General features: G+C 67.6%; 12 protein-coding genes. 6 read left to right on the forward strand and 6 right to left on the reverse strand.

Going from position 1 to position 16,319, the window contains the following annotated elements; all coding sequences use genetic code 11:
* Nucleotides 1–4: 4 nt before the first annotated feature.
* Entirely contained in the window at nucleotides 5–628 is a 624-nt protein-coding gene (locus tag QE452_RS09270; RefSeq protein WP_309658060.1) for a S24 family peptidase, read from the reverse strand.
* 90 nt (nucleotides 629–718) lie between these two features.
* Here QE452_RS09270 and QE452_RS09275 point away from each other — a divergent pair, with 90 nt between their 5' ends.
* The 5 genes from QE452_RS09275 (at nucleotide 719) to QE452_RS09295 (ending at nucleotide 6,017) form a co-directional block, all read left to right on the forward strand.
* Nucleotides 719–895 (forward strand): hypothetical protein, encoded by a 177-nt coding sequence (locus QE452_RS09275; RefSeq protein WP_164523495.1) that lies wholly within the window; start codon nucleotides 719–721, stop codon nucleotides 893–895.
* Nucleotides 892–1,203, forward strand: a complete 312-nt coding sequence (locus QE452_RS09280) for a hypothetical protein (RefSeq protein WP_309658059.1) — start codon at nucleotides 892–894, stop codon at nucleotides 1,201–1,203. Before QE452_RS09275 ends, QE452_RS09280 begins: the two co-directional genes overlap by 4 nt.
* Before the next feature lie 130 nt (nucleotides 1,204–1,333).
* Nucleotides 1,334–3,523: a TonB-dependent receptor domain-containing protein gene (locus tag QE452_RS09285; protein WP_309658058.1), complete on the forward strand. Its 2,190-nt coding sequence runs from the start codon at nucleotides 1,334–1,336 to the stop codon at nucleotides 3,521–3,523.
* Between the two features lie 155 nt (nucleotides 3,524–3,678).
* The gene (locus QE452_RS09290) at nucleotides 3,679–4,863 is read left to right on the forward strand and encodes an acyl-CoA dehydrogenase (protein ID WP_309658057.1); all 1,185 of its coding nucleotides are present in this window, start codon (nucleotides 3,679–3,681) and stop codon (nucleotides 4,861–4,863) included.
* Entirely contained in the window at nucleotides 4,863–6,017 is a 1,155-nt protein-coding gene (locus tag QE452_RS09295) for a CoA transferase (RefSeq protein WP_309658056.1), read from the forward strand. Before QE452_RS09290 ends, QE452_RS09295 begins: the two co-directional genes overlap by 1 nt.
* On the opposite strand, the gene QE452_RS09300 is transcribed toward QE452_RS09295, so the two are convergent.
* Entirely contained in the window at nucleotides 6,000–7,292 is a 1,293-nt protein-coding gene (locus tag QE452_RS09300) for a sugar MFS transporter (protein WP_309658055.1), read from the reverse strand. The genes QE452_RS09295 and QE452_RS09300 overlap by 18 nt on opposite strands.
* A 105-nt stretch (nucleotides 7,293–7,397) precedes the next feature.
* Between QE452_RS09300 and QE452_RS09305 the strand changes: the two genes are divergently transcribed.
* Nucleotides 7,398–8,159 (forward strand): class II aldolase/adducin family protein, encoded by a 762-nt coding sequence (locus QE452_RS09305; protein ID WP_309658054.1) that lies wholly within the window; start codon nucleotides 7,398–7,400, stop codon nucleotides 8,157–8,159.
* 288 nt (nucleotides 8,160–8,447) lie between these two features.
* On the opposite strand, the gene QE452_RS09310 is transcribed toward QE452_RS09305, so the two are convergent.
* The 4 genes from QE452_RS09310 to QE452_RS09325 all read right to left on the reverse strand — a co-directional run bounded on the left by QE452_RS09310 (nucleotide 8,448) and on the right by QE452_RS09325 (nucleotide 16,168).
* Nucleotides 8,448–10,271, reverse strand: coding sequence for a family 43 glycosylhydrolase (locus QE452_RS09310; RefSeq protein WP_309658053.1), 1,824 nt, complete (start codon nucleotides 10,269–10,271; stop codon nucleotides 8,448–8,450).
* Nucleotides 10,272–10,337: 66 nt separating this feature from the next.
* Nucleotides 10,338–13,427, reverse strand: coding sequence for a TonB-dependent receptor domain-containing protein (locus tag QE452_RS09315; protein ID WP_309658052.1), 3,090 nt, complete (start codon nucleotides 13,425–13,427; stop codon nucleotides 10,338–10,340).
* 321 nt (nucleotides 13,428–13,748) lie between these two features.
* A complete protein-coding gene (locus QE452_RS09320; RefSeq protein WP_309658051.1) occupies nucleotides 13,749–15,158 on the reverse strand; it encodes a glucoamylase family protein in 1,410 nt (469 codons plus the stop codon).
* The gene (locus tag QE452_RS09325) at nucleotides 15,155–16,168 is read right to left on the reverse strand and encodes a LacI family DNA-binding transcriptional regulator (protein WP_309658050.1); all 1,014 of its coding nucleotides are present in this window, start codon (nucleotides 16,166–16,168) and stop codon (nucleotides 15,155–15,157) included. Before QE452_RS09325 ends, QE452_RS09320 begins: the two co-directional genes overlap by 4 nt.
* Nucleotides 16,169–16,319 lie beyond the last annotated feature (151 nt).

Below are 16,319 nucleotides of genomic sequence, written 5' to 3' on the forward strand. Positions count from 1 at the left end.
CGTTCTAGCGCCAGGCGCGCATCTGCCAGACGACGCGGCCGATCACGGCGACCGCACCGTCCGGCACCGGCAGCGCGTCGGGATGATCGCTCCGCACCACCAGCGATCCGCCCTGCCGTGCCACGCGCTTCACCATCAGCGTGTCGTCGATGCGGATCACGAAGATGGCGGGCTTGCGGTCCGGCTGGCGCTCCTCGGTGTCGATGACGATATGGTCGCCGTCGAGCAGCGCCGGCTCCATCGATGTGCCCCGCACGCGCAGGATAGCGCCCGCCCCCGGCGCCAGCCGCAAGCGGCGCGCCAGTTGCGGGTCCAATGTCTCGGTGCCCTGCGCCACCTCGCTATCGACATAGGCACCGGGCCCGGCCGATGCCGCGAGATCGAGGCGGGGCAGTCGATAGCGCGGCTCCGCCTGGACCGCCGCGCCGCCCAGCATCGTCTCGGCGACGCCGAAGAACTCCGCCAGCCGCCGCCGATCCTCCTCCGCCAGACTGCGGGGCGAGCCGCGCTTAATATATTGCTGGAGATAGGCCGGGTTGCGCCCGAGCATCCGCGACAGCGCGGACAGGCTGACCCCATCCCGCAGGGCAAGCGCGTCGAGCGCGACACGGGCGTCCTGCGGGATCACCCTTGCAAGATAGTCTAGGAAAAATCCTAGACAAGCCGCAACAGCCAGAACAAATAAGGAACATAGGCCAGAATCAGGAGGCTCGCGTCCGTGTCGCTGCTCACCATCATCGATCGCTATCTGCACGCCACGCGGATGCCGGTCACCACCTTCGGCCGGCGCGCGGTCGGCGATCCCCGATTGGTGCTCGACCTGCGACGCGGTCGCCAGCCGGGGCCGGACATGTGCACGCGGATCGAACGCTTCATCGGGGAGCATCAGGCATGACCCGGCCTAGCGATGGGACCGCCCGGCTCCGGCAGGCGATCGTCGCCGATGCCTCGATTGCCGGCTGCGCGATCAAAGGCTTGGAGGCGGACAGCCATGCCTTAGCCTGGTGCAGCGCCGGGTTCGACGGGACCCGTCATCACCTCCACTTCCAGGCACCGCCCAGCCCCAGCCTCGACGACTGGCTCGCCACGCTCGATTCCCGCGAATGGCAGGTGCCGGGCCTGCTGGTCGTCGACCTGGCAGCGACGCGCGACGGCGACCGGCTGATCCTGACCGCGGTCACCCTCGATCCCGATCGCGCCTGACGGCCGGCCTTAGCTGTGGCGAAATGGACACGGTCCGCAGCCCTGTCCCATTTCCGTCATCCAAATTCATTGATATGTTGTAACATGCTCGATAGGCAGCGCCCGAAATCTTCCAGCGGAGCCTATGTTCATGTCCCACCACCGCTTGCTGCTCGGCGTCGCCACGCTCGCCCTCACGCTGCCGGTCGCCCCGGTCCAGGCGCATGGCCCGGCCGACGCGCCGGCCCCGGTCGAGGCGCAGCCGCTCGATACCGCCGATGCAAACCGGGCGACGCCGGGCCGCGATATCGTCGTCACCGCCCCCTTCCGCCAGAGCGAGGCCGATGTCCTCGCCGGCACCACCATCGTCTCGGGCGAGGAATTGGAACGCTCGCTGCGCCCGACGATCGGCGAGACGCTGACCCGTCAGCCCGGCGTGTCGGCGACCTCCTTCGGCCCCAACGCCTCGCGGCCCGTGCTGCGCGGTTTCCAGGGGGAGCGCATCCGCATCCTGACCGACGGCATCGGCTCGATCGACGTGTCCAACACCTCGGTCGACCATGCGGTGGCGATCAACCCGCTGATCGCCGAGCGGGTCGAGGTGCTGCGCGGCCCCTCCGCGCTGCTGTTCGGCTCCTCGGCAGTCGGCGGCGTCGTCAACGTCATCGACACGCGCATCCCGCGTTCCATTCCGGAGAAGGGCTATCGCCTCGCCGGCAACGCCACCTATGGCTCGGCGGCGACCGAACGCTCCGGCTCGGCCGCGACCGATGTGGCGATCGGCGACCTGTTCGTCGTCCATGCCGATGGCTCCTATCTCAAGACCGACAACCTGAAGATCGGCGGCTATGCCCTGTCGCGCGAGCAGCGCGCCCGCGCCTTGGCCAGCGCCGCGCTGCCGCCCCAGCCGGCGGAGGCCGGCGAGGAGTCGATCGACTTCGCCGCCAATGCCGCGATCCGAGGGCGCCTGCCCAACACTGCGTCGGAGACCTGGAATGTCGGCGTCGGCGGCGCGCTGATCACCGAGGGCGGCTCGCTCGGCGTATCCTACAGCCATTATGACAGCCTTTACGGCGTCCCCGTTCGCTACGCGACCGCGCCGGGCCAGGAGCAGGAGGCCCCGCGCATCAAGCTGAAGCAGGACCGGGTCGATCTGCGCGCCGAGGTGAACACCGGCGGCGAGATCTTCGACAAGATCCGCCTCCGCGCCGCCATGGCCGATTACCAGCATGGCGAGCTGGAGGAGAATGGCGAGGTCGGCACGCAATTCTTCAACCAGGGGCTGGAGGGCCGGCTGGAGCTGGTCCAGGCCGATCGCGGCGGCTGGCTGGGCGCGTCGGGCGTGCAGTTCTTCAACCGCCGCTTCGACGTGGAGGGCGAGGAGGCGTTCCTGCCCAAGAACGAGACCAGCCAGGTCGGCCTGTTCACGCTGCAACAGTTCAACCTGGGTGATTTCCGCGCCGAAGCCGGCGCGCGCTACGAGACGACCAATGTCGACGCCCGCACGCTGCAGGGCGATGCCCGCTTCTTCCAGGGCGGGCGGCATTTCGAGGCGGTGTCCGCATCGCTCGGCGCGTCCTATGCGCTGGCGGACGGCATCCGCCTCGGCCTGAACGGCTCGCGCACCGAGCGTGCGCCCGCCGCCGAGGAACTGTTCGCCAACGGCGCCCATGCCGGGACGCAAGCCTATGAACTGGGCAATCCGAACTTCCGGCTGGAGAAGAGCTGGGGGCTGGAGGCGACGCTGCACGCGCATCGTCCGAACTGGAGCTTCGACGCCTCGGCCTATTACAACTGGTTCAGCAACTATATCTATGACAGCCAGGTCGCATCCTCGGTCTGCGAGGCGGCGGCGGCCCCATCGGGTCGCACGGTCGACCTGCCCTGCTTCCAGTACAACCAGGCCGATGCCCGCTATTATGGGCTCGAGGCACAGGGGTCCGCCACGCTAGCGCGGATCGGCGGCACCCGGATCAATGCCGACCTGCTCGGCGATTGGGTCCATGCCACGGTGGTCGACACCAGCCCGGTGCCGCGCATCCCGCCGCTCCGCCTGCTCGGCGGCCTGGAGGCGCAGAGCGACCGCGTCACCGCCCGTGCCGAGGTGGAGCACAGCTTCAAGCAGGATCGCGTCGCGCCCTTCGAGACGGCGACGCGCGGCTTCACCCTGGTCAACGCCAGCGTCGCCTTCAAGCCGTTCGGCGTCGACAATGCCACGTCGCTGATCCTGTCGGCGAACAACATCTTCGACGTGAACGCCCGCCGCCACGCCAGCGTCCTCAAGGACTTCGCCCCGCTCAGCGGCCGCGACCTGCGCGCGACGCTCAGCTTCAAGCTGTGACCCGTGCTCCTGCGGACGCAGGAGCCCAGGATCACAAGCGATAGCGTTCGTGGCTCCGTGCTCCTGCCTTCGCAGGAGCACGGACGCCCCCCTTGCTTACGCCCCGCCAAGCCCGTACCGCGACTTCAAAGACGACGGCAGAGCAGGAGCGGATCATGGCAGGCATGGGCAAGTTCGACTGGGCGGACCCGTTCCTGCTCGACGATCAGCTGACCGAGGACGAGCGGATGATCCGCGACACGGCCCAAGCCTATGCGCAGGACCGGCTCGCCCCCCGCATCGTCGAAGCGTTCCAGAACGAACATACCGATCCCGCGATCTTCCGCGAGATGGGCGAGCTGGGACTGCTCGGCCCGACCGTGTCGGAGGAATATGGCGGCGTCGGCGCGAGCTATGTCGCCTATGGCCTGGTCGCGCGCGAGGTGGAGCGCATCGACAGCGGCTACCGCTCGATGATGAGCGTCCAGTCCAGCCTGGTGATGTACCCCATCTATGCCTATGGGTCGGAGGCGCAGAAGCGCCAATTCCTGCCCAAGCTGGCATCGGGCGAATATATCGGCTGTTTCGGCCTGACCGAGCCGGATGCCGGCTCCGACCCCGGCGGCATGACGACGCGCGCGAAGAAGGTCGATGGCGGTTACGTCCTGTCGGGCGCCAAGACCTGGATCAGCAATGCGCCGATCGCCGACGTCTTCGTCATCTGGGCCAAGTCCGACGCGCATGACGGCAAGATCCGCGGCTTCATCCTGACCAAGGGGATGAAGGGGCTGGAGACGCCGAAGATCGAGGGCAAGCTGTCGCTGCGCGCCTCGATCACCGGCATGGTGATGATGGACGAGGTGGAGGTCGGCGAGGACGCGCTGCTGCCCGATGTCGAGGGGTTGAAGGGTCCGTTCGGCTGCCTCAACCGGGCGCGCTACGGCATCAGCTGGGGCGCGCTGGGCGCGGCGGAGTTCTGCTTCCACGCGGCGCGGCAATATGGCCTCGACCGCAAGCAGTTCGGCACCCCACTCGCCGGGCGGCAGCTCTACCAGAAGAAGCTGGCGGACATGGAGACGGAGATCGCGCTCGGCCTCCAGGCCAGCCTGCGCGTCGGCCGGCTGATGGACGAAGGGCGGTTCGCACCGGAAATGGTCTCCATCGTCAAGCGCAACAATGTCGGCAAGGCGCTGGATATCGCCCGCACCGCGCGCGACATGCATGGCGGCAACGGCATCTCCGGCGAGTATCAGGTCATGCGCCACCTGATGAACCTGGAGACGGTCAACACCTATGAGGGGGCGCATGACGTCCATGCGCTGATCCTGGGCCGCGCGATCACCGGCATCGCCGCTTTTTGATGACCGCCCCCGCTGACGCGGTCCGCCCCGCCCCGCTCGCCGGCCTGAAGGTCGTCGAGCTGGCGCGTATCCTCGCCGGCCCCTGGGCGGGGCAGACGCTCGCCGATCTGGGTGCGGAGGTGGTGAAGGTCGAGGCGCCGGCCGGCGACGACACGCGCGGCTGGGGCCCGCCCTTCATCACCAATCCGGACGGGACGCGCGACGCGGCCTATTTCCATGCCTGCAACCGGGGCAAGCGGTCGATCGTCGCCGATTTCGCCGATCCGGCCGACCTTGCGCGCGTCAAGGCGCTGATCGCCGAGGCGGATGTGGTCATCGAGAATTTCAAGGTCGGCGGCCTCGCCCGCTTCGGCCTCGACCATGCCAGCCTCGCCGCCGATCATCCCCGGCTGATCTATTGCTCGATCACCGGCTTCGGGCAGGACGGCCCCTATGCCCCCCGCGCCGGATACGACTTCATCGTCCAGGGCATGAGCGGGATCATGGACCTGACCGGCGAGCCGGCGGGCGCGCCGCAGAAGATCGGCGTGGCCTTTGCCGATATCATGACCGGCCTCTATGCGGTCATCGCCATCCAGTCGGCGCTGCTGATGCGCGAGCGGACGGGGCGCGGCCAGTGGATCGACCTCGCGCTGCTCGACACGATGACGGGCGTGCTCGCCAACCAGGCGATGAACTGGTTCGCCAGCGGACAGGTGCCGACCCGGGTCGGCAATGCGCATCTGAACGTCTGCCCCTATGCCGTCTTCCCGTGCGCGGACGGCTGGTTCATCCTGGCGGTCGGCAATGACGGGCAATATCGCCGCTTCTGTGCGGCGGTCGGCCTGCCGGCGGACGATCCGCGCTATGCCACCAACGCGCTCCGGCTGGAACATCGCGAACCGCTGTTCGCGGCGATCGAGGCGGCGACGCGCGCCTTCTCCCAGGCCGATCTGCTCGCCCGGCTGGAGGCGGCGGGCGTGCCGGCGGGGCCGATCAACACGGTGGCCCAGGCCTTTGCCGATCCGCAGGTGGTCGCGCGCGCGATGCGGATCGATGCGGCGCGGCCGGACGGGTCGACCGTCCCCGGCGTCCGCACCCCGATCCGCTTTTCGGAGGCGGCGCTGGTCACCAACCGCGCCGCCCCGATGCTGGGATCAGGCGAGGGCGACTGACCGCCGCGCATAGAGGCCATAGGCCGCGATCAACAGATAGCAGACCGCCGGCAGCGTCAGCGCGAAGTGGAGCGAGTTGCTGGCATCGGCCAGGCTGCCGGTCAGGTACGGGATCACCGCGCCGCCGACGATCGCGGTGGCGATCACGCCCGAACCCTCGGCCGCGCGCTTGCCCAGCCCCTCGCTCGCCAGGCTGAAGATGGTCGGGAACATGATCGAGTTCATCAGCCCGATCGCCAGCAGCGACCAGCCGCTGACCGCGCCCTGCGTATTGGCGGAGATCAACAGCAGCGCGATCGCACCCGTCGCCGCACCGGCCAGCACCTTGCCCGGCGACATGCGGGTCAGGATATAGGCACCGATGAACCGGCCGATCAGCGCGCCGCCCCAATAGAAGGGCACATGATCGCCAGCCGCCTTGTCGGTGATCCCGAACACGCTCGGCTGCATCAGGTAATTGACGATCAGCGAACCGATCGCGACTTCCGCGCCGACATAGAGGAAGATGCACGCCGTCCCCATCGCGAAGCGCGGGCGCTTCAGCAGGGTGAAGGCGTGGAACATGCCGCCGCTATGCTCCTGCTCCTCGTTCAGCCGGTTGCGCCGGGTCCAGACGACGCCGGCGATCACCAGCAACGCGATGGCGAGGCCGATATAGGTGTGGACCACCGTCCGCGAGCTTTCGGCCCGATAGGCGTCGAGCGCCGCGCCGGACAGCGTCGCCGGGTCGACCGTCGCCAGCCCGCCCAGGATGATCGCCGAGCCGATCAGCGGGAAGAGCGTGGTGCCGAGCGAGTTGAAGCCCTGCGCGAAGGTCAACCGCCCCGCCGCCGATTCCGGCTTGCCGAGCAGCGAGATCAGTGGATTGGCGACCACCTGCACGATGGTGATGCCCGCCCCCAGGATGAACAGCGCGCCGAGGAACAGCGGGAAGCTGGCATTGGCGGAGGCCGGGATGAAGGCCAGGCAGCCCAGCGTCATCGTCACCAGGCCGATCGAGGCGGTGCGCATATAGCCCGCCTTGCGCACGATCGCCGCCGCGGGGATCGAGAACAGCGCATAGGCGAAGAAGAAGGCCGACTGGACCAGCATCGCCGTCGCGTGATCGAGCGTGAACAGCTCCTTCAGCTTCGGGATGATGATGTCGTTCAGGCTGGTGATGCCACCGAAGATGAAGAACAGCGCGAAGACGAAGACGCGCAGGTCGGGCGCGTCATACCCCGCCTGCGCATCGCCGTGCGCGGCGGTGGATTGGGTGTCGATATGCATGGCCATTTGGGCCGGTCCCCTCGTTATTTGGGCCGCCTATGACGGGCGGCGGTGGTGCTGGCAATGGTATCCGGATCGTGCGAAGCTGCTGGCAAAACAGGAGAGAGTGCCATGGCTACCGCCGTTTCGCATGACGTGCGTCGCACCGCCGCCGAGTGGGAGGCGCGCCAGCAGCTCGCCGCCTGCTACCGCGTCTTCGACCTGCTCGGCTGGTCCGAGATGATCTACAACCACATCACCGTGAAGGTGCCGGACGAAGAGGGTGCGTTCCTGATCAACCCGTTCGGCCTGCACTTTTCGGAAGTGACCGCGTCGAGCCTGGTCAAGATCGATATCGACGGCAACACGCTGGATGACAGCCCCTATCCGGTCAACCGCGCCGGCTTCGTGCAGCACGCGCTGTTCCACCGGCACCTGCCCGATGCGCATTGCATCATGCACACGCACACCACGGCGGGCATGGCGGTCAGCTCGCTGGAGGGCGGGCTGCAGCCGGTCAACTTCTACGCCTGCAACTTCGCCGGGCAGATCGCCTATCACGACTTCGAGGGCGTGACGGTGCGCGACGAAGAGGGCGCGCGGCTGCTGGAGAATCTCGGGTCGAGGCGCGCGATGCTGCTGCGCAACCATGGCATCCTGGTGATGGGCCGCACCCTGCCCGAGGCGTTCATCCGCCATTGGTCGCTGCAGCGCGCCTGCGAGATCCAGCTCGCCACCCTGTCGATGGGCCGGCCCCTGGTCGTGTCGCCCGAAGTGATCGCCACGCACCAGCGCGACATCCACCAGGCCCAGGCCCCCGGCGGCCCCGGCGCGGCCGACTTCGCCGCGATGGTGCGGCTGGTCGACCGGCGCGATCGGAGCTGGCGGGATTGAGACGACCGCACGGTTCGCTCGAACGGGCATAGCTCCGCGCCGGCGGAGGCAAGGCCGTCGCGAAACCCACCGGGCCACTTCTGCAAAGGCCGGGACCTTTGCAGAAGTCGAGCGAACCGGCCGAACAGGCTTGTGCTCCTGCGAAAGCAGGAGCCCAGAGCCGCGCAAAACAACGCCTTATGGGTATCCACAAGCCTGGGCTCCTGCCTCCGCAGGAGCACGGCAGCGACTTTCGCAAAGGTCCCGCCTTCGCCGGGGTGACGCCAGAAGTAGATGAAGGCCCGTCCCTCACATCCGCACGACCTTCGACAGCTTCGACACGCCGGACTGGTCGAACGCCTCGACCGCGACATAATAGCCCTGCCCCTTGGTCAGCGCGCGCAGGTCGAGCGCGCCGCCCCGGGCCAGGCGCGGGTCGTCGGCGAAAAGCTGGTAGGTCAGCGCCAGCCGGTCGGGCCGGATGCCCCAGCGGACATTATAGCCGACCGCCCCGGGCACCAGCGTCCAGCTGATGCGGGCATCGCGCGGATCAGCGGCGCGCACCGCCGCGATCCGGCCGGGCGCGGCCGGCGCGGTGCCGCCGGCGCTGCCGAACACACGCAGGTCGCTGATCGCCAGATACGCGCCGCCGATATGGTCGTGGACATAGCGGATGTAGCGCGCACGGACCGGCGCCGGCAGCTCGAAATAGGCATTGGGCCGGTCGCGCCGCCCCTCGCCCGTTTCCGTCTCGGCGATCGGCGACCAATGCGCGCCGTCGGTGGAGGCTTCCAGCTTGAACGCCGTGTAGATGTCCGGCGCGTCGGCATAGCGGCCGGCCTTATAGTCGGCGAAGTTCACCTGCACCGCGCGCACCGTCTTCTCCGCGCCCAGGTCCAGCGTCAGGGTCTGGCCCGGCCGGGCATCCGCGGCGACCCAGAAGCTGCGGGGGTTCTCGTCCGTCACCCGGTCGGCGGCGAAGTCGCCCAGCGTCGAGGAGGCGGTGGCGCGTGCCCGGTAGGAGAGCAGCATCCAGCCGGTGAACAACGCCTCCGGATCGGCGACCCGGTGGTCGGGCACATAATGCGGAAAGTCGCCGAACCGCGTCGACACCATCATCTGCCCATCGGGCGCGAAGGCGGCCGGCCACAGGCCGACCCGCCGCTCGAAGGTCCAGTTCGCCCCGATCCAGGGCGTCCCGGTGTTCCACCAATTGCCGTGCGCATCCTGGAAGGTAGAGCCGTGCCCCGCCCCCTGCACGAAGCCGCCGGGCTTGTAGCCGACGGGGTTGTAGGGCGCATAGGTGAACGGCCCCAACGGCCTGTCTGACACGTACACGCCGGTGGCATAGGCGTTATGTTCGGTGCCCGGCGCGCCATATTGCAGATAGTAACGGCCGCCGACCTTGTTCATCCACGCCCCCTCCATGAAGGGCGCGATCGGCGTGCCGTTGGGCAGCGTGCCGCTATGGTCCTGCCCGAACCGCTCCCAGCCATGGATGTCGGGATGGAGCGTGAGGAGCGCGTGCGTGTCGCCCTTATAGGCGAAGCGGTTCTTCGCATCGAGCGTCATGCCGTAGAGCGGGAAGACGTTGGACGAGTTCCAGTAAAGATAATGGCCGCCGTCATCGTCGACGAACACGTCCGGGTCCCAGGGGCCGGCGGGCACCTGTCCCGGCTTGATCCGGTCCTCCGATCCGGAAGGCACCGCGCCGGGCAGCGGCGGCGTGCGGCGGAGCAGGTAGCGGATCCTGCCGCTCGCCGGATCGTCGGTGACCAGGATCGGCTGCTGGTGCGTCATCGATGGCCAGACATAGAGGTCCTTGCCCTCCGACCAGACCGCCGGCGCGACCACGCCCTCGGCCGGCCACAGGCTGGCGGGGATGAAGCGCCAGTGGATCAGGTCGGTCGAGCGCCAATAGCCATCGGCCAGCGTCTGGAAGAGGTAATAGGCGCCCTGATGCAGCACGATGACCGGATCGGCCCCCGTGCGGTAGGAGACGCCCTCATATTCCTGTTCGAAGTTGAACTTGTAATCGACGTCGATCGGATTGGCGTAGGTGCGCTGGACGGTCGCCGCCGGCGCCAGCGAGGACGTGGCCGCGAGCCCGAGCAGGATCAGCGAACGAAGCATGGCGACGGCCCTTGGGCAGCAGGAACGGAACGGGCGGGCGCTTCGGCAGCACCCGCCCGGTAGAGGTCAGAAGGAGAAGCCCGTCGACAGCTTGATCGTGCGCGGCGCATTGCCGCCGACCGCGTTGGTCGACCGCTGGCCGAAATTGGGGTCGGCGGGATTGCCGTTGAAATCGACATAGTTGCGGTCGTTCATCACGTTCAGGATATCGACGCGGAAGCGGACGCGCGCCTGTTCGTTGATGAAGCCGATCGGCACATATTTGGTGAAGGCGAAGTCCAGCTGACGCCGGCCCCAGCGATCCCCCAGCCCATAGGCCTCACGCCCGATCAGCTCGCGCGCGAAGGGATTGGAGGTGTCCAGGAACGCCTTGATATAGGAGGGCGACTCGATCTGGAACTTGGCCGACATGGTCACGCCGATCGGCGTGTCGACGCTGCCCGCCGCGACGAAGCGATGGCGCGGCACGCCCGAGGACCGCATGATCGGATAATCGCCGATCTGCGGGAAATCGAGCGAATAGACCTCGCCGAAGGTCCGGTTCTCATTGGCCTGAGTATAGGTGTAGGTGGCGTCTAGGCTCCAGGGCGACGACCGCGACCAGCTCTTGGTCAGCTTGAAATAGGCCGAGTCCGCATCGGTCCGCAGGCCGTTGTCGCCCAGGATGATCGCACCATAGCCGTTCGGCGAGAAGTTGAACGGCGACTGCGGCACGTCGGTGCTGCTGGTCGGATCGTTGAAGAAGAAGCTGCCGTCCGGCCGGCGATTGCCGAGCAGGAAGACGAAGCCGTCGCGGCTCTTGATGTGCGAATAGCCGACCTCCAGCTCGACCGGCGCGAAGCGGCCGCGCAGACCCAGGCTGAACTGGTCCGAATAGGGCATCTTCAGGTCGTTCTTGAGGAAGCGGAACTCGCGCCCGCCGCCGACCGCCGCGGTCTGGAGCAGCTGGCGCCCCTCCGGCGTCAGGTAGATCGGGTTCCAGGCGATGCAGGTCTGCGGATTGGCGACCGGGTCGCAGGGGTTGAGCGAGTCGTTGCCGATGAAGTTGAACGTGCGCGTCTGGAAGACGCCCTGGGTCAGCTCCTGTTGCAGGAAGTCGAACTGGTTGCGGTCATAGGACCGGCCATAGCCGCCGAACACCGAGAAGCGCCCCGCCTCGTCCAGGCGATAGGTGAAGCCCAGCCGCGGCTGCCACGCGCCCTTGAACGTCTTCCGGTTGTTGCCGGTCGAGATATAGTCGTTGATGTTATAGTCGGCGTTGTTGAGGTTCGGATAGTTGGCCAGCGACACGGCGGTGATGTTCTCGGTCGGCGTCACGAAGTCGAGATAGGCGGGCGTCCGCTCGTAATCCCAGCGCAGGCCGATGTTCAGCGTCAGCCGGCTGGTGACGTCCCAATCGTCCTGCGCATAGAGGCCGAGCTGGAAATTGTTCGAGCGGATCTGCGGATTGGCCCCCGCCACCGCCGCGCCGAACTGCACGCGATAGGGCAAGGTGTCGTTGAAGCCGGTCTGGCTGAACGCGTTGACGTCATAGCTATATTGCGGGTTGATCAGGTTCTGCTCGGTGGAGCGGAGCTGCACCCATTTGGTCTTGCCGCCGACCTTGATCGTATGGCCCTCGAACCCGGTCCAGGTGAAGTCGTCCTGGAAGGTCCAACCCTTCTGTCCCTTGTTCTGGAAGTTGCTGCCCGCCCCGTAGCGGAGCAGGTCGGTCCGCACCGCCGAGGTGCCGTTACGCTGCGTCGCCTGCAGGAAATAGGTGGTGCCGTCGTTCGCCGGGGTCGGCGACCAGCGCACATCCTCGTACGACAGGCGCGCGTCGTTGACCCAATTGTCGGCCGTATGCTGCCAGCGCAGCATCCCGCGCTTGTCGATCACCTTGTTCAGCGTCGACGTATCGGACGCGTTGATGCCGGTCGCGATCTGGTTGCCGGACTCGTTGCGGTACTTGCCGGTCAGCTCGATCAGGTCGCGGTCGGTCGGCACGATGTCGATCTTGCCGAAATAGAGATCCTCGTTGAACCGCTGCGAGAAGCTGCCGAAATATTGCTGATAGCGCTGCGGCAGGCTGCTGATCGGCAGGCCGTTGTCCGGCCGCACGTCATAGGGGCTGTCGATCCGCTTGCCTTCATAGGTGAAGAAGAAGTGGGCTTTGTCCTTGATGATCGGGCCACCCAGCGCGCCGCCGAACTGCTTGTTGCTGGTCTTCACCTTGTCGATGGTGGTCGGGAAGATCTCGGTCGGGCGACGGTCGCGCAGATTCTGGTTGGTGAAGTCGAAAAAGCCCTCGCCATGGAACTGGTTGGTGCCCGACTTGGTGACGGCGGTGATCGCGACCGAGCTGACCTGGTCGAACTCCGCCTTGTAGTTGGAAGACAGGACCTGATATTCGCCGATGCCGAGCTGCGGGAACGGATTGCCCGGCGAGCTGTCCTGGCCGGTGATGCCGTTCTTCAGGACATAATCCTTCTGGCTGACGCCATCGATGAAGACGTTGACGGTGCGGCTGTCCTGCGCGCCGCCCTGGATGCGCGACTCGCCGTTCGCGCCCTCGATGAAGCGGACGCCCGGCGCCAGATCGGCAAAGGCCAGGAAGTTGCGGTTGTTCTGCGGCAACTGCTCGATCAGGCGCTGGCTGATATTGCTGCCGACCTGCCCGCCCGACAGCGAGCGGATGCGCGAGCCGGTGACGATGATCTCGCCCACCGGCGCGGCCTGCCCCGCCTCGGTCGCGGTCGGCGCGCCCTCCGCCGTCTCGCCCGTGCCGGCCTGGCCGGATGCGCCCGGCCCGCCCGCCGGGGCGGGCGCGGTCGGCGCGGTCAGGTCGATGTCGAGCCCGGCATTCTGCCCGACCCGCAGCGTGAAATCATCGGAGTTGCGCGTGCCGTTCTGCGCCCGCACCTCCAGCCGATAGGTGCCCGCGCGCAGCGAGGGAAAGTTGTAGCTGCCATCGGCGGCGAGCGGCACGGTGCGGCGATAGCCGGTGCCGACCTCGACGATCGTCACGTCCTGCACCGGATTATCGGCGGCGGCCGTGATGCGACCGCGCAGCGCCGCCTGGCCGACCTGCGCCTGCGCCGCGACCGGCAGCAGCATCGCGCCGGTCGCCAGCGTCGTGGCGGCGATCAGCGCGGCGCGAAACATGGTCTTGCTCATGTCGAAGATTCCCCTGTCCGGCCGATGGCCGTTCTGTTCTGTCGTTCGGGTGACGGAAGCGGCCGACGCGCTAGGGCGCGGGATGCGCGTCGCCATGCGACGCGACGCGAAGACAACGGTGCTGACGCTGCTGCCCTTCATCATCCTCTCCCTCGCGGCCGGGGCGATGCGCTCCCTGACCCTTGCCGCATGTAACCGCTTACATGCCGTAGGAAACCGGTTACATCCGGCCGAGGCGTGGTTCAATCACTCAGATGACAGGATCGTTAAACATGCCGCGATGTGGCTATGCTGCAACAGTTTTGGAATTCGGACCTCGGATCAGCCCAGCCAGCCGCCGCTGAACCCCGCCCGCTTCAGGCCCCGGCGCAGATGCGGCGAGCGCCGCATGACCTTCCAGATGAACTCGCTGCGGTAATTGGCCAGCGCCCCCAGGATCGGACCCTGATCGATACCTAGCCAGTCCGACGCGAACCAGCCCTGCGCCGGATCGACACGCCCGCTGTTCACCGTCGCATCGGTATAGCGGAAGCTGGGATTGAAGCTGTCGCGGAAGCCGTAGCGACCATAGAGGTTGGCGCCATAGCGGCGGTGCATGGCGAGTGCGGCCGGAATGCAGATCTCCGGCGCGAAGGCGAGCGAGCCGAGCGCGGCGGTCGGCGCGATCGTGCCGTCGTCCAGCCCGTCCGGCTGCCCGACCGGCCCCCGCGCCGAATAGCCATGGAACTGGCGCATCTCACCCTTGAACTTGAGGCGGACGTCGCCCGGTCCGTCGCACGCGGTCAGCCCCCAGATATCGCGGCCATAGCCGTCCCAATGCATCGGGTTGGCGATGCAATAGGCGCGGTCGGCATAGGTGGCGCGGCGGCTGTTCTCGAAATAGTCGAGCCCCTCGCGCCGCATCGTCGCGTCCCGGATGCCACGGAAGTCGATCCACATATGGCTGTACTGGTGGCCGAACATCGGCGCGAAGGCGAGGTGCCGGGTCTCGCCCGTGCCGCGCCAGACATTCGGATAGGGTTTGGTCCACGCTTCCCACGCGCCGTCGCGCGCCGGGTGCCCGCCTGATCCGAGCGCGAGGAGATGCACCATCATCCCCTCATTATACCCGTCCCAGGCGCGCTCGATGAAGCCCTTGCCGGGATGCCAGCCCATCGAGAAGGAATGGCTGGCGGTCTGGAACCAGGGCCAGTCGGCGCGGTCGACGATCCGGGTCGCCAGTTGCCGGATCTCCGCCTCGACCGGGTCGGCGCGGTCGTACCACAGGCCGGCGAACAGGATGCCGAGGAACAACAGGCTGGAATCGACGCTCGACAGCTCGACGTCGCGATAGCGGAGCCCGGTGTCCATGTGCAGGAAATGATAGAAGAAGCCCTTATACCCGGCGGTGCCGCTCTCCGCATCGCCCTGCGGCGCGCGGTCGAAGAAGCGCAGGGTCGTCAGCGTCAGGTCGCGCGCCGCCGCCCGGGTGCACCAGCCGCGCGCGATGCCGATCGGATAGGCGGTCAGCGCGAAGCCGACCGAGGCGATGCTGGCGAAGGGCGGATTGGGCCAGCGATCGGGCACTAGGCCGTTGTCGCGGTTCGCCGTCTCCCAGAAGAAATCGAAGGTCCGCTTCTCCAGATCGGTGAACCAGGGGTCCAGCACCGGCCGGGTGGCGGCGGGCAGGCGCGAGGCCGCGGCCGCCAGCGGCAGGCCGGCGAGCAGTTGGCGACGGTCGAGCGCGATCACGCCTGCGGCTCGGTGGCGGTGCCCGTCGTCGCGCGGACGATCAACCGGGGGGTAATCATGTCGATCATCATGTCCGAAGCCTTGCCTTCTATGTCGTCGAACAGCCGCGTCATCGCGCGTCCCCCGATCTCGTCGATGCCGACCTGCACCGTGGTCAGCGACAGGAACCGGGCGAGCGGCACGTCGTCGAAGCCCGCCACCGCGACGCGGCCGGGCACATCGACCCCCGCCTCGCGCAGCACGTGCAGCGCGCCCAGCGCCACCATGTCGTTGGCGGCGACGATCGCGTCGAACACCTCGCCCGAGGCGAGCAGTTCGTGCGCCGCGCCCTCCCCCGCCTCCTGGAAGAAGCTGCCTTGGATAATCCGGGGCGGAGTGCCGGGCAGGTGCCGGGCGAGCGCATCGACGAACGCCTCGCGCCGCTCGGTCGCGTCGATATTGCCCTCCGGCCCCGCGACATGGACCAGGGCGCGGCGGCCGGTCGCGACCAGATGCGCGACCACCGCCTCCACCCCGGCGCGATTGTCGATCGCCACCGCCGACCGCGTGCCGGCATTGGGGCTGGCGATCAGCACCGCCGGGATGCCGACCGGCAGCACCGCCTCCACCGTCTGCGGATCGAGGCCAGGGGCCATCACGATCATGCCGTCGACCCGCCCCCGCATGCTGCGCATCGCCTGCGCCGCCTGTTCCGCATCGGCATGCATGTTGGACAACAGCAGGTGATAGCCGCGCCGCCCCGCCTCCCGGTCCATGCCGCGCACGATCTCCGAGAAAAATTCGCCATGCAGGTCGGGGATGACGACGCCGACCGCATGGGTACGCGCCATGCTGAGGCTGCGCGCGCCGGCATGGGGCACATAGCCCAGCGCCTCGGCGGCGGCGAGCACGCGCTGGCGCGCATCGGGGTGGACATTGGCATGGCCGTTGAACACCCGCGACACCGACGCCACCGACAATTCGGCCCGCGCCGCCACATCGCGGATCGTCGCCCCAGCCTTGCGCATCATCCCTCCATCATGTCCGCACCATCAATGCCGGATCATGGCGCAAAAACGCTGGTGCGGCGATTGCCAGATTGGTCTCTTGGCGTCTAGGTAACCGGTTACACGGGACGGTCAAATGCAAAATGCGACCCGTTCACGACCAGCATGGGAGAGA

This window comes from Sphingomonas sp. SORGH_AS_0438, assembly GCF_031453475.1.
In the GTDB taxonomy this organism is placed as follows: Bacteria; Pseudomonadota; Alphaproteobacteria; order Sphingomonadales; family Sphingomonadaceae; genus Sphingomonas.